The sequence below is a fragment of the Bacteroides sp. 14(A) genome, from assembly GCF_000526555.1.
Classification (GTDB): domain Bacteria; phylum Bacteroidota; class Bacteroidia; order Bacteroidales; family Bacteroidaceae; genus Bacteroides; species Bacteroides cellulosilyticus.
In genome coordinates, this window is sequence record NZ_JAGH01000002.1 from 1326128 (window position 1) to 1342234 (window position 16107).

The 16107-nt window shown below is 42.7% G+C and carries 7 protein-coding genes; all 7 read left to right on the forward strand.

Annotation, left to right across the window (positions count from 1 at the left end; translation table 11 throughout):
* Positions 1 to 18 precede the first annotated feature (18 nt).
* Positions 19 to 1932, forward strand: a complete 1914-nt coding sequence (locus K429_RS0112365; protein WP_026367120.1) for a RagB/SusD family nutrient uptake outer membrane protein — start codon at positions 19 to 21, stop codon at positions 1930 to 1932.
* Between the two features lie 60 nt (positions 1933 to 1992).
* Complete coding sequence (locus K429_RS0112370; RefSeq protein WP_026367121.1) at positions 1993 to 3405, forward strand: glycosyl hydrolase family 28 protein; 1413 nt, start codon at positions 1993 to 1995, stop codon at positions 3403 to 3405.
* Between the two features lie 2 nt (positions 3406 to 3407).
* Positions 3408 to 5783, forward strand: coding sequence for a glycoside hydrolase family 3 N-terminal domain-containing protein (locus K429_RS0112375; RefSeq protein WP_026367122.1), 2376 nt, complete (start codon positions 3408 to 3410; stop codon positions 5781 to 5783).
* Between the two features lie 162 nt (positions 5784 to 5945).
* Positions 5946 to 9983, forward strand: a complete 4038-nt coding sequence (locus K429_RS0112380; RefSeq protein ID WP_026367123.1) for an ATP-binding protein — start codon at positions 5946 to 5948, stop codon at positions 9981 to 9983.
* 331 nt (positions 9984 to 10314) lie between these two features.
* Positions 10315 to 13473 carry a TonB-dependent receptor gene (locus K429_RS0112385; RefSeq protein ID WP_026367124.1) on the forward strand — a complete coding sequence of 1053 codons (3159 nt, stop codon included), beginning with the start codon at positions 10315 to 10317 and terminating at the stop codon, positions 13471 to 13473.
* A gap of 20 nt (positions 13474 to 13493) precedes the next feature.
* Positions 13494 to 15350: a RagB/SusD family nutrient uptake outer membrane protein gene (locus K429_RS0112390; protein ID WP_026367125.1), complete on the forward strand. Its 1857-nt coding sequence runs from the start codon at positions 13494 to 13496 to the stop codon at positions 15348 to 15350.
* Between the two features lie 29 nt (positions 15351 to 15379).
* Positions 15380 to 16063, forward strand: a complete 684-nt coding sequence (locus K429_RS0112395; protein ID WP_007211804.1) for a DUF3823 domain-containing protein — start codon at positions 15380 to 15382, stop codon at positions 16061 to 16063.
* Positions 16064 to 16107 lie beyond the last annotated feature (44 nt).

Genomic DNA, 16107 nt, shown 5'->3' on the forward strand with positions numbered 1-16107 from the left:
TTAAAACAGAAAAAGAATATGAAATACATCACATTTTTATTTATCGCTATGTTGACGTTCAGTTCCTGTACGGATTTCCTTGATAAGGAACCGGATGATATGCTGACGTTGGAAAAGGTGTTCAATAATAGACAGAATACGTTGGAATGGCTTTCTGCAATCTATTCAAGTGTCCCGAATACGTTTATCAATTACCATCAGGAAGGACCTCTGAGCGATGATATGGCACCGCATGCCGAGTGGACAGGCTGGTTCGCTTATGACATCGTGGGTAAGCAAATGGGTAACTGGAACCCAAGTTCGGAAGATAATAATGATTATTGGAGAGTACTACCTAAGAAAATACGTCAGGCACAGATCTTTATACAGAACGTGAAACCTATTGAGAACCAGAATCTGACAGTCGAGGAAGCGGAGCGTATGAAATTGGAAGCAAGATTCCTGATTGCCTATTATTATGCATTGTTGGTAGAGTTCTATGGAGCCGTACCGTTTACAGCCGAACCGATTGATCTGGATGCTCCGTATGATGTACTTATGATGCAGCAGGTACCTGTACACCAGGTTATAGACTGGGTAGATAACGAGTTACTGGAAGTGTCGAAAGGTTTGCCGGCAAGTTATACAAATCCTACTCTGTATGGCAGAGCTACCTCACTGATGTGTCTGGCAGTGCGTTCACGCCTTCTCTTGTTGTCTGCGTCTCCCTTACTGAATGGAAACAAGGACTACATGAATCATAAAAATCCCAATGGTGAAGAACTCTTTTATTCTGAATATGATGTCAATCGTTGGCAACGTGCAGCCAATGCGGCTAAGGAATTGATTGATGCTGCCCATGCCGCCGGTAAGAAGTTGTATACGGTCTACAATCCGGACGGAACGGTAGATCCTTTCCTCTCATGCCGGGGTATTCTGATGACAAAGGAATCGGCAGGAAATACGGAAATACTTTTTGCAAACCCCAATCCGGGCGATTACGGAGCCATCGACCGTTGGAGTATTCCTCGCAGTGTACCCGGTGCAGGTTCTTACGGAGTAACACAATCCTTGGTGGATGCCTTTTTCATGGAAAACGGATTGTCGCCTATCCTGGGTTATGAAAATAATGACTATTCAAAACCGATCATTAACCCGGCATCCGGCTATACTGAAACCGGATTCTCAACAGAGCCTGAAGTAAGGAATACCGGGTGGCAGGAGTGTCAGGGAAATGTAAATCCGGGGCAGGTCACCATGGCGGGTGCTTACAATATGTATTGTCACAGGGAAGCACGTTTCTATATTGCCGTTCTTTATAATCGTGCCTGGTTCAGTAAGACGGCCGAAGGAGGTCGTCAGACCATGTTCCTGAAGGGAGAACAGGATGGAGGTATCTCTATGGATGCACCAAGAAATGGCTATTTGCAGAATAAATTGGCGCATCCGGACAGGGATAATGTGAACGTTACGTTTCCTTATCGTCCAGCTGTAAATTATCGTTTGGCGGAAGCCTATCTGAATTATGCTGAGGCTTTGAACGAATGTGATCCCGGCAATCCGGATATAATGAAATACGTCAATCTTATCCGTGTGCGTGCCGGTATTCCGGAATATGGTACTGGAGCCGGTATGATAACCGAACCCCAGGGACAGGAAGAAGTGCGTCAGTCCATTTATAAGGAACGTCGTGTGGAATTGTGTTGTGAATCCAGTATCCGTTATATGGATATCCGTCGCTTGAAAATAGGTGAAGAAATACTTAACAGAGACTTCTACGGAATGAATTATTTCGGTTCCAAGTTGAGCGATGACAAGAATGATCCGGATGCTTATTTTGTGCGTACCAGATACCAGACCCGTTCGTTCCAGAAAAAGAACTATTGGTTCCCGGTGCCGCAGTCGGAAATGGATATCAATCCTAATTTGGTGCAGAATCCGTTCTGGAAATAATAAATCTGTGATGATTCCTTATACATCATGTAGTTTTTAATTTATAACTTAAATAATCCAATGAAATTATTCAGTACCATTATAGTACTTTCCTTTGTATTTATCCTGACCGCTTGTGCCGCTTGCACCGATCCGGATATCCCTGGGACGCTGTCCCCACAGCCCTCTCAGGAGAAGTATACAGTGAAAGTCAGAAAAGTAGGAAACAGTCAGGAATGGCAGGCGCTCCAAGTCAAAACCGCCACCGTGGATAAGCATAATGTACGTACCAGTTACTTTGTACAGTTCGATATGACCTCCGCAATGGAAGTGATGGTGACTTATGGAGAAAAGTCTATACGGAAAGTAAACATCCGGCCGACCGATAAGAATATAGCATATACTCAGGAAGGAAACAGTATTTATTTCAATCTGGATAATCCTGCTTACCTGAGCATTGAATTCAATGACGACCGATTTGGTAACCTGCAACTTTTTGCGGACAAGGCAGCGGAGGAACAAGTCTTTCCGGATACTGAAGGAGTCATGTATTTGGGTCCCGGTGAACATGGTAATTCCAACGATGATATTGTCTGGATACCCGGTAACACTACTGTCTATTTAGACAAGGATGCCATCCTGACTTATAGTCTTAAAATTGCCAATGTGGAAAATGTACGTGTCATAGGCCGTGGGCAAATCAGGCAGCCGAAGAATCATGCCATCATCGTTGAGAACTCAAAACATGTTGAGATTGACGGAATCACCATCGTAGACCCTAATGGTGCCAGTATTCTGGTTGGGCAGACTACCGATGTTACTATCAGGAATCTGAAAAGCTTTTCAAGTATCATCTGGGGGGACGGTATCAATATGCGCAGCAGCAGTGATATCACTATTGATAATCTCTATATGCGGAATAGTGATGATTGCATTGCCATTTATGCCAGTCGTCAGGGCTCTTTGGGAGACAGCCGTAATATCAGTGTGCGGAATTCTGTTCTTTGGGCCGATAATGCGCATCCTATTAATATCGGTACTCATGGAGATGCTACACGCCCCGGTGGTGATACAATAGAGAATCTGACTTTTACAAATATTGATGTCCTGGATCATCATGAATTATCTCCTATTTATCAGGGATGCTTTGCTGTGACGTGTGGCGACAATAATACTGTCAGGAAATTGTTGTTTGAAGACTTCCGAGTGGAAAATATAGAGGAAGGCAAGCTCTTCTACTTCGCCGTACAGCAGAATACGGGTGAAGACAATCTGGTACCGGGAAGGACCATTGAAGATGTGACTATCCGTAATATATTCTATAACCCCGAATATCCCGGGCGCAATAAAGTGGGAAAATCGCTTGTAAAAGGGTTTGACAGCGAGCGTTTGACCAGGGATGTTACTATTGAAAATGTTATAATCAATGGTGAGAAGATGGTTAGGGAAGATTTGGAAATCAATGAATTTGTTGAAAACTTAACTGTGAAATAGTTATGAGAGGATATTTGAGACCAACTTTGATAGTCTGTACCCTGACCACTTTATTATTTACTTCCTGCAAGCATCCGGAAAACAACGCAACTCCGGCTATTCCGGTAGATAAGCAGCTGGAGGCTAAGGTGGACAGTCTTCTGAAGAGTTTGTCGCTGGAAGAGAAAATCGGCCAGATGACACAGTTGACACTTGACGTGGTGACCAAAGGGGATAATGTCTATCATACTACTTTCCCGTTGGAACTGGATCCGGTTGTAGTAGATACGGTGTTGAGGAAATATAAAGTGGGTTCCATCCTGAATACTGCTTCCAACGTTCCTCAAACTGTAGACAAGTGGGCGTCTATTATCTCGGGGTTACAGAAAGTTGCCATTGAGGAAACCGGTATCCCTTTGGTTTACGGTATCGATCAGATGCATGGTACCACTTTCACAATAGGCGGCACAATGTTTCCGCATGAGATTGGTATGGCGGCAACTTTTAATCCCCAACTAGTGTATGAAGGGGCTCAGATAGCAGCCTACGAAACCAAGGCGGGGAATGCCCCCTGGAATTTCTCTCCGGTATTGGACCTGGGACGTGATGCCCGCTGGTCGAGAATCTATGAGACGTATGGAGAAGATGTGTATCTGGCATCTCAGATGGGAATGGCATGTATAAAGGGATATCAGGGAGATAATCCGAATCAGATAGGGGATAGTCAGGTAGCCTCGTGCCTTAAACATTTTATGGGATATGGGGTTCCGGTTTCCGGTAAAGACCGGACTCCTTCCAGTATATCCGAACAGGATTTACGCGAACGGCATTTCCAACCATTCCTGAATGCGATTCAATCGGGTGCGTTATCTGTTATGGTGAACTCGGCTTTAAACAACGGTCTTCCTTTTCATGCTAACTACACTTTACTGACCGAATGGCTCAAAGAAGACTTAAATTGGGACGGAGTAATTGTTACTGACTGGGCGGATATTAATAATCTTTATCAGCGCGATAAAATCTGTGGTTCGGCTAAAGAGGCTATTAAGTTGGCAATCAATGCAGGAATCGATATGGCAATGACTCCTTACGAATGGAGCTTTTGCATTGATCTGAAAAATTTGGTAGAGGAAGGAGAAGTATCTATGGAACGTATTGACGATGCAGTTCGCCGTATCCTGCGGATGAAGTTTCGGCTGAATTTGTTTGAGCGTCCTTATTGGAGTCCTTCGGAATATCCTGATTTCGGAAGTGACAAACATGCTCTTGTTGCCAGAAAGGCTGCGGAAGAGTCCATTACTTTGCTGAAGAACGAAGGTGGTATCTTGCCTCTCCAAACGGGAGCTAAGGTACTGGTAGTCGGTCCTAATGCTAATTCGATGCGTACACTTAATGGAGGGTGGACCCTCTCCTGGCAAGGGGAGAAGGCTGACGTATATGCCGGAGAATACAATACGATCTTGGAAGCGGTGATTCAACGAGCTGGTCATGCCCGGATATCTTATGAACCGGGAGTAACTTATAAGACTGCTGATCCGCCCACTATTGATATCCTTTATTGGGAAGAGAATAAGCCGGAAATAGAGAAGGCGGTCGCAGCTGCCCGGAAAGTTGATTATATCTTGCTGTGTATTGGTGAAAACTCGTATGCTGAAACTCCCGGAAATCTTTCGGATCTGACTCTTTCCCGCAATCAGTTGCAGTTGGCAAAGGCTTTGACTGCTACCGGAAAACCTGTTATACTGGTTTTGAATGAAGGCCGTCCCCGTATCATTTCAGAGATAGAACCTTTGGCGAAAGCAGTTGTACATCTTTATCTGCCGGGCAACTATGGAGGGGATGCTTTAGCCAAGGTGCTGTATGGAGATGTAAGTCCGAGTGGTAAGCTGCCTTATACATATCCTCGTTATGTACACTCACTGGCTAATTATGACCACAAACCTTGTGAAAGTATGGATACTATGGAAGGAGCTTATAATTATAATGCAGTAATGTCTGTGCAATGGGCATTTGGTTACGGGCTGAGCTACACAACTTTTACTTACTCCAATCTGAAAGTAGACAAGAGTCATTTTAAACCTGCTGATGTATTGTCTTTCTCTGTTGATATAACTAATGATGGAGAGCGTAGGGGTAAAGAGTCCATATTGCTTTTTACCAGTGACGAAATAGCTTCCCTGACTCCCGATGTACGTCGTTTGCGGGCATTCCATAAAGTGGAACTGGCTCCGGGAGAAAAGAAAACCGTGACAATGGAAGTAAAAGCAGAAGATCTGGCATTTGTAGATCTGGATGGGAAATGGAGACTGGAAGAGGGAAGTTTTAAAGTACAGGTCGGTGATCAGGTTTTGACGGTGTATTGTGATGAAACAAAGGCTTGGAATACTCCTAACCGGTAAATAGATTTAGGTATTAGTTTGTTTAAAGCTACTTTCATGTAGCTGTTGGTAGAGGAAACCGTTTTATTCCACTGAGGGATAAGGCGGTTTTCTTTTGCATCATTTTAGTAGTGCTATAAGATTTTTCTCTACTTTTGTATTGAATCTACCGACATTAATAATATGAAAAACAAAAACTGTGAAATAAGAATAGGGAAGTATTTGCTGTTTATCATATTACTGCTCAGCTCCTCGCTTCATGCACAAGATCACTATGCGTTTACTCCCATTGATTGCAGTGACGGACTTTCGGGTAACAGAGTCCGCAATATCATTCAATTGCGGGATGGGCGCATTGCAATCAATGCCAATGAGATCGTTAGCATCTACGATGGAACTTCTTTTCAATATTTTCATTATAATAAAAGTAACATAATTCCTCTTAATGACTATGTTGGGCATCATCGCATTTATGTGAATGAGGACTATATTTATATCAAAGACTGGTATAAACTAATGGCCATCAACATCAATGAAGAATGCTTTGAACAGCATTTGGACGATCTGTTTAAGTCTTATGGTGTAAAGGGGACGCTAGTGAACTTCTTTGTAGATGAGTCAGGTAATTATTGGATGCTGACGGATGATGATGTACTCTTGTACAGGGATTATGCCGGGGGAAAGACAGTTGAGTTTCTGAAGGATGTTTCAACGAACGGAGATGTACGTGACAGGCTTCTGGATATTGCGGTAATAAACCGGCAAGTTTTCTTGTTCTACAATTCAAGCCTCATGGTCTGTTATGATCTGGAAACATCCAGAGAATTATACCGGGAATATGCACTGGTTGAAAAGCAGGATAGGTCTGCTACCCTGTTGGTTGTCCCTCGGGGGAAGTACTTGTACTATTTGATGAATGGGCGAAAGACTGAAGCTTTACGGTTTGATATTGAACTGCGTAAGTGGGAAGTGATATTAGAGACTGAATATAGGCTGAATGTGCTTTCTGTAGGTAAAGAACACGATATATGGATCACCAGTCAGGCTGGCCTGTGGGTATGTGATGAAAAGCTGCAAAACAAACAATTTATCCCTACGCTGGAATTTGTAGATGGTAAAGAGATAAAAACGGAAGTCAGCACAGTCTTTAATGATAATCAGGGAGGAACTTGGATCGGGACTTTGGACAGGGGAATATGTTATTACCATCCTAACCGCTTTAAATTCAAAAATATAGGTAAAGTGTTCTTCCCTAATATTGATCAGAATGGGGAAGTTAGTGTGTCGTGTTTTGTAGAAGATACTCATGGCGAAATCTTGGTAGGTACCCGCCAGGGACTTTTACGGTACTCTTTATCTGAGAGCAAATTGTCTGTTGAGGCAGGATTACCCCGCAATTTACGATGCAATGGGTTAACTAAAGATAGCCGGCAGCGGATATGGCTTTCATCGGTTGAGGCATTATTCTGTATTCAGAATGGAAAGAGCAGAAGTTATCCTGTACGTGATGTGGCGAAGGTATTTGAAGCACCGGATAAGAACCTGTATATCTGTTCATATATAGATGGCCTGTGTCTTTTGAATCCTGATACCGGAGAACTTAAGAAGATAGCAGAAAGTGAAGGACGACAAATCAACTCCGTTTCGCAGATCAGGAATTATAAAGAGGGTATGCTGATAGGAATCTGCAATTTAGGACTGTTTACCTATGATTATAAAAATCAGGTTCTGACTGCACCGGTGTTTAAAGATAAAAAGGCTTGGCAAGATTTCTATGATATCCATCGTTATTCTGATTTGTACGTAGATAGCCGTAACCTGATTTGGCTTGCCACACAGGATGGCCTGATAGTCTGGAATCCAAAGAATGAAGAGATCAGGATGTTTTATATGGAGAATGGTCTGGTAAACAATAGTATACAGGCAATATCCGAAGATCGTCACCACGTGATGTGGATTACCACTTCTTATGGAATATCTTGTGTGAATGTAGTTCAGGAAGGAGGAAGAACAGAATACTCTTTTTCCAACTTTAACCATAGTGATGGAGTGATAGAACGGGAATTCCTGGAAAGATCCGTATATGTAACGAAGGATGATGTGATTCTGATGGGAGGAATTGATGGTTTCAACGAATTCCGAATTAATAAACTGCCTCCGGTAAAACAGGATATGAAGCCTCTCTTCGTGAGCTTTCATCTTTTCGGGAAAAAGGTGGAGATGGATAAGGCTTATGATGGCAATATACTATTGAGCGAGCCTGTAAGCGCAACTCAAAAGATTATCTTGAATTATGACCAGAACTTTGTATCGTTTGATTTCTCTGCACTGAATTATATCAATAGATCACAGACTCACTATCGTTACCGGCTGAAGGGGTTGGATAAGGAGTGGCATGAAATAGTTTCTCCCACAGGGACAGGAACTGCCTCTTATGCCAATCTTCCTCCGGGTACGTATGATCTGGAAGTATATGCGGCAAACAACAGTAAGCAGTGGGGAAGCAGTTGTGCAACTATACAAATCATTGTAAAGGACCCGTATTGGAAAACTCCTTTGGCTTATTTCATTTATTGCCTGTTGATTGCCCTTTCCATATATTGGGCCCTTTCCAGTTATTTGCGAATGAATAAGAGGAAGTTGCAAAAAGCTCAGGAAGAAGAACTGAATCAAATGAAATTCCGCTTCTTTACCAATATAAGCCATGAATTCCGCACACCGCTGACTCTGATCATAACCCCATTGGAATCTCTTATTAAGGAAGTCGGCGACATGGCCTTGAAGAAGAGATTACAATCCATTTACCGTAATTCCAAAGAACTGCTGAACCTCGTCAATCAATTGCTGGACTTCAGACGTTTGGAAGTTCATGGCGAGAAGCTGTTTCTTGTTAAGGGGAATATAGCGGAGTTTGTGTCTTCGATAAAGTCCTCTTTTGATTATCTGGCTCAGGAAAAGGAGATTTCTTTTGAGATAGATGATAAGATTACAGAAGATTTATATATAAGTTTCGACCGTGAGAAGATACAAAAGGTACTGAATAATCTATTGTCTAATGCATTCAAGTTCACACCTGCAGGAGGCAGGGTGACGATAACTTTCGATACTTGTAAGGAATCGGACGGGGTACAGTATTTCCGTCTTTGCGTGAAAGATACCGGAACAGGGATTCCACGAAAGAATCTTTCCCATATTTTTGAGCGTTTCTATCAGGTGAAAGAGGAAGAAGATAAAATAGGCAGTGGAATTGGTCTTCATCTGGTGAAAGAGTATGTAGAGTTGCATTCCGGAAAGATAGAAGTGGAGAGTGAAGTAAATAAGGGCAGTTTGTTCACTGTATATCTACCTGTGCGTACTGATGTAGAAGTGGATACGGAGTTACCGGAAGTGGAAGATACTTTCATCGGGGATGAATTGAACCCTGATGCGGAAAGTGATCAGGACTTGCAAACAGATAAAGAGTACACTATACTTCTGGTGGAAGATAACAAAGAATTCCGGCATTATATGTTTGAACTGCTTTCCAAAAAATACAATGTATTGGAAGCTGGTGATGGGGAAGAAGGAGAACGGATTGCCACAACAAAGTTTCCCGATTTGATAATCAGTGATATTATGATGCCGAAAGTGGATGGACTTGAGTTATGTAAACGCATCAAGTCCAATATACAGGTGTCGCATATCCCTGTCATATTACTGACTGCCCGTTCTACGGACGAAAGTAAATTGTTCGGGTACGAATCAGGTGCGGATGAGTATATATCCAAGCCGTTTAATTTGGATATTCTGCTATTGAGAATACAGAAACTGATAAACGAAGAGAAAGCCCGTCAGAAATCTTTTTCACAGGGAATAAATATTAATCCGGGAGAGGTTACCATCACTTCTATTGATGAGCAGTTTATAGAGAAGGTCTGCGCATTGATTCAAAAGAATATAGATAATCCCGAATATTCGGTAGAGAAGCTGAGTGCTGATGTTGGGATGGAGCGTACGGTACTATATCGTAAATTGAATGCAATTGTCGGCCAGACTCCTTCTGATTTTATCCGTTCCATTCGTTTGAAGCATGCTGCTCAATTACTGAATAAGGGATATCAGGTAGGTGAAGTGGCTGATATGGTTGGTTTCAATACTCCTAAATATTTCACAAAGTACTTCAAACAGGCGTTTGGTGTAACGCCTTCCCAATATAAGACTAATATGACTGGGGAGAGTTGATTCATTTCCATCCCAATTAGTGTAATTAGTCGTATCTTATTGCATGCCGGTTTTTGCCAGTTAGTTGGCAAACCCTTGCCATCATGGTGGCAAGATTCAGGTAAAAACCTTGCCTACTGTGCATTTTTCCTTTGAAAACAACGAAATGTACCTTAAAAAGCAACGAGCTGACCCCTACTCAGAGTCGTCTTCCCGGTACTTTGCAATTGAAATAACCGAGTATTAACCCATAAATCAATTGCCATGGAAAATGCACCTTAAAAGTCGTATCATGTTTTTTACCTTTATTTCTAACTTCAATTAATTAACCGTTTTATGAATCATTTAATGCATGAAAAATCATAATCTGTTTTTAACACCAAACTACCGGTATCGTTTACCGGAATCGAATCTTAAGAAGCTGATACTTTCACTGATTGTCCTTCTGAGTTTTGTTCATGTGGCTGCACAGAATAATATAAATATCAGCGGAACTGTTGTGGATGATCAGGGGGAAGCTGTGATAGGAGCCAGTGTAGTTGCTCAGAAAAGTAAGAATGGTACAATAACCGATGTGGAAGGTAATTTTAAACTGTCGGTTCGTTCTAATGATGTCCTGACTATCTCTTTTATAGGATATATCACCCAAACAGTTCCGGTGTCCGGCAAAAACAATATTGTTGTGACGCTGAAAGAAAATAGTATGTTGCTGGATGAAGTGGTAGTCACCGGTTTTGGACTTGCCCAGAAGAGGGCTTCCGTTACGGGTGCAATTTCTTCTGTGGGTGCACAGGAATTGGCACATGCAAAGTCGGTAACGGCTACAGGTGCACTGGTAGGTAAGCTCCCCGGTGTAAACTTCCGTCAGGATAACGGACGTCCGGGTGCCGCTCCCAATATCCAGATCAGAAACATGGGAACACCCTTAATCATTATTGACGGTGTGCAGAAAGATTCCGGTAACCTGAATAACCTGGACTTCAATGATATCGAATCTGTTTCCGTACTGAAAGATGCTTCGGCGGCTATTTATGGTATGCAGGCCGCTAATGGTGTAGTGGTAATTACTACCAAAAGAGGACAGAAGAATCAAAAGTTAAAGGTCAATGTGAATGGGTATTATGGATGGCAGTTACCTTCCAACTATCCAAAACCCGCTTCGGCAGAAGATTATCTGGCGGCTATCATACAGACTGAAACTATAAATGGAACTCCGAGAACCGTTACGAAAGAAGAGTACCAGAAATGGGTGGATAAGGTTGACGAAGACCATACTTCTTTCGACTGGTATAAGTACATTTGGGTGAGTGCGCCGCAGTCTTATGTAAATGCAAATGTATCCGGTGGCACGGAGAAAGTCAGATATTATCTGAGCTTGGGACATATCGATCAGGAAGGGAATATCAGAGGTTTTAAGGGCTTCAACAGAACCAATATGCAGTCTAATATCGACATTGATATTACGAACAGGTTCAAAGTCGGTGTAGCAATCAACGGACGCATAGAGACTACCGATAATCCGGGGTTGCCGGGTGACGACTACAATCTGCCTATCTATGGAGCTTATAATAACTTGCCGACTAAAAAGCCTTATGCCAATAATAATCCTAAGTATCCGGCTATATCGGCACCTTGGGCACAAGACAGTTTCGGATGGATGAATTACGAACATGCAGGAAGTTATAAGGATCAGTGGAAGGTTATTCAGATTAACGGTACTGCCGAATATGAAATACTGAAAGGCCTGAAGGCAAGAGGACTGTTCAGCTATTGGCTGGCAAACAGAAGACAGTCGAACCGGGAATACTCCTATAAATTCTATGAGTATGATAAAGAGAGTGATGTCTACAATGTAGTGGAAACAGGTACGGCACGTTATACAGAAAGAAGTATGGAGATGAAAGAAGAACTGACTTCCAATATTCAGCTGTCGTATGAAAATACGTTTGCACTCCATCATGTAAATGCCGTTGTGGGCTTTGAGGCAAAGAAAGGCACTTATCCAAGAATGTATGCATTGGGAAATCCTCCGGCAAACGGAATCCCTTATATCGATAAAACCAGTCTGTCTAATTTTACCGATGGCATTGGTAACCCGCAGACACGTATGGGATATATAGGTCGCCTGAACTACGACTACGCAAATAAGTACATCATAGAATTATCCGGCAGATATGATGGCTCTTATCGTTATAAACGGGGTAAACGTTGGGGATTCTTCCCGTCGGCTTCTATCGGTTACCGGGTTACGGAAGAGAAGTTCTGGCAGGATGTCGATTTCCTGAAAGACAATATCACCAATCTGAAAATCCGTGCTTCGTATGGTGTGTTAGGTGAAGAATTGGGTACGGCCTTAAGTCATATTGTAGGCTATAATTATAATAGCGGTGGTGCTGTGATCGATGGAGGACTGGTTACAGGCAGTACTGTTACAGGATTGGCTACCGATAATATTACATGGGGTAAATCTAAGATACTGAATATCGGCATTGACCTGGGGTTCCTGGATAATCGCCTGAATGCTTCTTTTGACTATTTCAACAGAGATCAGACCGGATTGCTGGCAAGCCGTTATGATGTGCAGATTCCGGAAGAAGTGGGATTCTCACTGCCTCAGGAAAACCTGAACTCTAATTATGCCAGGGGATTCGACGCCTCTGTGAATTGGAGGGACCGAATCGGAGATGTGAATTATACGGTAGGAGGTAACGTTACTTATTCACGCTGGTATGTGGGAGACCGATACAAGCCTAGATTCTCCAGTGAATGGCAAAAGTTCCGTTATCAGGCAGGAAATATAAAGGGACGTTATACGGATGTGGAGTTCTCACTCGTTTCGGATGGACAATTCCAGAGTTGGGAGGAGATTGCAAACCATCCTGTTGACCAGGACCATCAGGGAAATATTACGTTGAAACCGGGTGATGCCAAATATAAGGATATGAATGGTGACGGTTTGATTAATGATGCCGACTGGCGTCCGATAGGCTATCGTAAAGGAGGAACACCGTGGGTGAACTTTGCATTTAATCTGGCTCTGGATTGGAAGGGAATTGATTTCCGTGCAGATTTTGTAGGAGCAACAGCCTATACATATGTTCAACAGGGATTCCTGAGATATTTCGATCCTAATAAGAATCTCTCTCAATACCTTTGGGATAACTCAACCAGACTTGTGGATATCTGGGATGCTGACAGTGGTTTTAATATCGGCAAATACCCGTTGGCTCTACGTACCCGGAATAATAGTGACTGCACACATTGGCCCAGTGATTTCTGGTATACCAATATGACTTATCTGAAGATGAGAAATGTGGAGATAGGTTATACTCTACCTCAAAAGTGGACTTCAAAAGTCGGGATTTCCCGTTGCCGTTTCTATGTTTCAGGGCAAAACCTGTTCGCTCTGAAGAATATTGATATTGATATCGATCCTGAAATTACGGCGGAGAACGGTATGGCCTATCCGAATATGAAAGTAGTGAACTTTGGTTTTTCCGTTGATTTTTAATTACCTTTATACGCATCAAGATGACAAAAATAAAATTGATAATCATATCCGCCCTTTTCTTAATGGGGGCTGCCGGTTGTTCGGAATCCTTTTTGGATCAGGAACCTGAAAATGTGATACCTGAGAGTATGATTTATGAAGATAAGGAGCTTGTATTATCTGTACTTTCAAATTTGTATGGCAAAGTAAACTGGGGACAGAATAATGGGGATTTTGGGAGTTACGACCAGTTGGACGAAGCTAATAAATGCTATGGAAGTCCGTGGGTGATATTTACGGAGTATGACCGGAACTCATGGAGAGTCCGTGATTATGACTTTGTCCGCCGAGTAAACTTGTTTTTACAGGGTGTCAGGGGCAGTAGTGCACTTCAGGAAAGTGAAAAAAAGGCTTTTGAAGGAGAGGCTCGTTTCCTGCGTGCCTGGCATTATTTCCATATGGCCCGTACTTTGGGCGGTATGCCGCTTGTTGGAGACCAGGTGTTTAATTATGAATCGGGAATAGATGTGGAAACCTATCAGGTGCCACGTTCCACAGAGGCGGGAATCTATGATTATGTAATCAGCGAATGTGATGAAATTGCCCGCCAGCTGACCGAACAAACGACTATAAATTCTGCCCGGGCCAATAAATGGGCGGCTTTAATGTTGAAGGCACGTGCTGCCGTGTATGCAGGATCCATTGCAAATTATGGTAATAAGATTACTCCGACTCTGAAGACAGACAATGGAGAAGTCGGTATTCCGGCTGATTTGGCTACTAAATACTATGAGACTGCATTGGCTGCTGCTGAGGAAGTTATAGAAAACAGTCCTTATGAATTGCAGATTTCCGATCCTCAGGATTTAGGATTGAGCTTTTATAAGGCTGTATGCCAGAAATCGAATAATAAAGAAGTTATTTGGGCTTTGGACAGATCTGTGACGGATAAGGTGACGACTAACTTCACAGCCTGGTGTATGCCTTTCTCTTTGAAAGATGGAATACAGGGAAATGCCCTGGGAGCACTTCTCAATTTAGTGGAATCTTTTGAAAACAGGGATGGAAGCAACGCCGAGATAAAGACGCATGATGCTAATGGTAACTTTGTGTTCTATGATAATCCGGGAGAGCCTTTCGAAATGAAAGATGCCCGATTGTGGGGAACTGTGATATGGCCTAATGCACTTTACAGAAGTGAGCCGGTGGCTCTACAAGCTGGTTTGTTGATTAAAGATACAGAGAATCCGAGTCAATGGAAAACAAAGATCAGCTCTTTAGGTGCAACCACTGAAGACGGGCAGCTAATCACTGCACTGGACGGACCATTGGCAACGGCAGGCGACAGGTTTAATAAGACCGGTTTCTTGGTACGCAAATTCCTGGATGAAGCCGCCAATGCAGGATCGGATACGCAGAATAGTGAGATGTGGTATCCCCGTTTCCGCTTCGCAGAGGCTTTACTGATTGCAGCGGAAGCAGCTTATGAATTAGGGGGAACAAACAAGGTGAAGGCCGTCGAATATATAAACAGAGTTCGTGCTCGTGGTGGAATTAAAGAATTGACGGAATCCACGATCACTTTTGAGCACATAGTGAATGAGTATAGGGTTGAGTTTGCTTTTGAAGATCATCGTTGGTGGGACTTGAGACGTTGGAGGCTTGCCCATACTCTATGGAATGGAGTCATTGACAGTCCGACTGCGCAGATGTATTCCCTTTTCCCCTATAAGGTGTATGCACCCGGTTCGCCATATGATGGTAAGTGGGCTTTCGAGAAAAGCAGATCTTACATGGCGCCGAATGCAAGGAACTTCACCATGCGGTGTTATTACGGTTCGATTGATGATGGCTGGATTAACAAGAATCCGAAGCTGGTTAAGAACCCATTACAGTAATATAGTAACTAACGATTAGATTAAATAAAATGAAGAATATCAATAGCCTTATATTAATCCTTGGCTTGTTTCTGGTAACCGGTTGCGAGCTGGATAACTTCGATGAGCCTAAAAGTGAGTTTAAGGGTAGGTTTGTCTATGAAGGTGAAGCACTACAATTAAGAGGGACTGCCTATGACAATGATTGCATGATGTATGCCTATCAGGAAGGACCTGAGTATGAAGATCGGGGAGCCATCAATTTGTTTGTTAACTCTGATGGAGAATTTAATTCTTTGATGTATAATGGCTTCTATAAGATTGTGTTGAGGCAGGATAGAGGCCCTTGGATTCCCCGGAAGGATACGATTGAAGTAAACATCAAAGGTAATCAGATATTGGATGTTGAGGTTACTCCTTATTTCCTTATCAAGGATACTGAGATTGATTTTCAGAATAAGGTGGTAAAAGTGAAATGCAAGATAAACCAGGTGGTTGAGACAGCTTCCATTGACAGGGCGGTGATCTATATATCCAAAACGAAGCTGGTGGATAATGTTGCGAAGATAGCGGAGAAGTCATTCACCAATCTGACTCCGGGTGAGCATGAATTCACTTTCGACCTGAGTGATAATGGAGTGACTGATGCTGCTAAATTTTTATATGCAAGAGTCGGGGTTAAGGCACGGCAAGGAAATGATTATATATTTTCCGAGGTCACTCAACTGAGATAGATTATTTTCATTAGGTAATTCATAATATAAACAAGTAAAAAAGA

Coding starts and splice junctions, on each gene's coding strand:
- K429_RS0112365 (WP_026367120.1), top strand. CDS start 19: ATGAAATACATCACATTTTTATTTATCGCTATGTTGACGTTCAGTTCC.
- K429_RS0112385 (WP_026367124.1), top strand. CDS start 10,315: ATGAAAAATCATAATCTGTTTTTAACACCAAACTACCGGTATCGTTTA.
- K429_RS0112380 (WP_026367123.1), top strand. CDS start 5,946: ATGAAAAACAAAAACTGTGAAATAAGAATAGGGAAGTATTTGCTGTTT.
- K429_RS0112395 (WP_007211804.1), top strand. CDS start 15,380: ATGAAGAATATCAATAGCCTTATATTAATCCTTGGCTTGTTTCTGGTA.
- K429_RS0112375 (WP_026367122.1), top strand. CDS start 3,408: ATGAGAGGATATTTGAGACCAACTTTGATAGTCTGTACCCTGACCACT.
- K429_RS0112390 (WP_026367125.1), top strand. CDS start 13,494: ATGACAAAAATAAAATTGATAATCATATCCGCCCTTTTCTTAATGGGG.
- K429_RS0112370 (WP_026367121.1), top strand. CDS start 1,993: ATGAAATTATTCAGTACCATTATAGTACTTTCCTTTGTATTTATCCTG.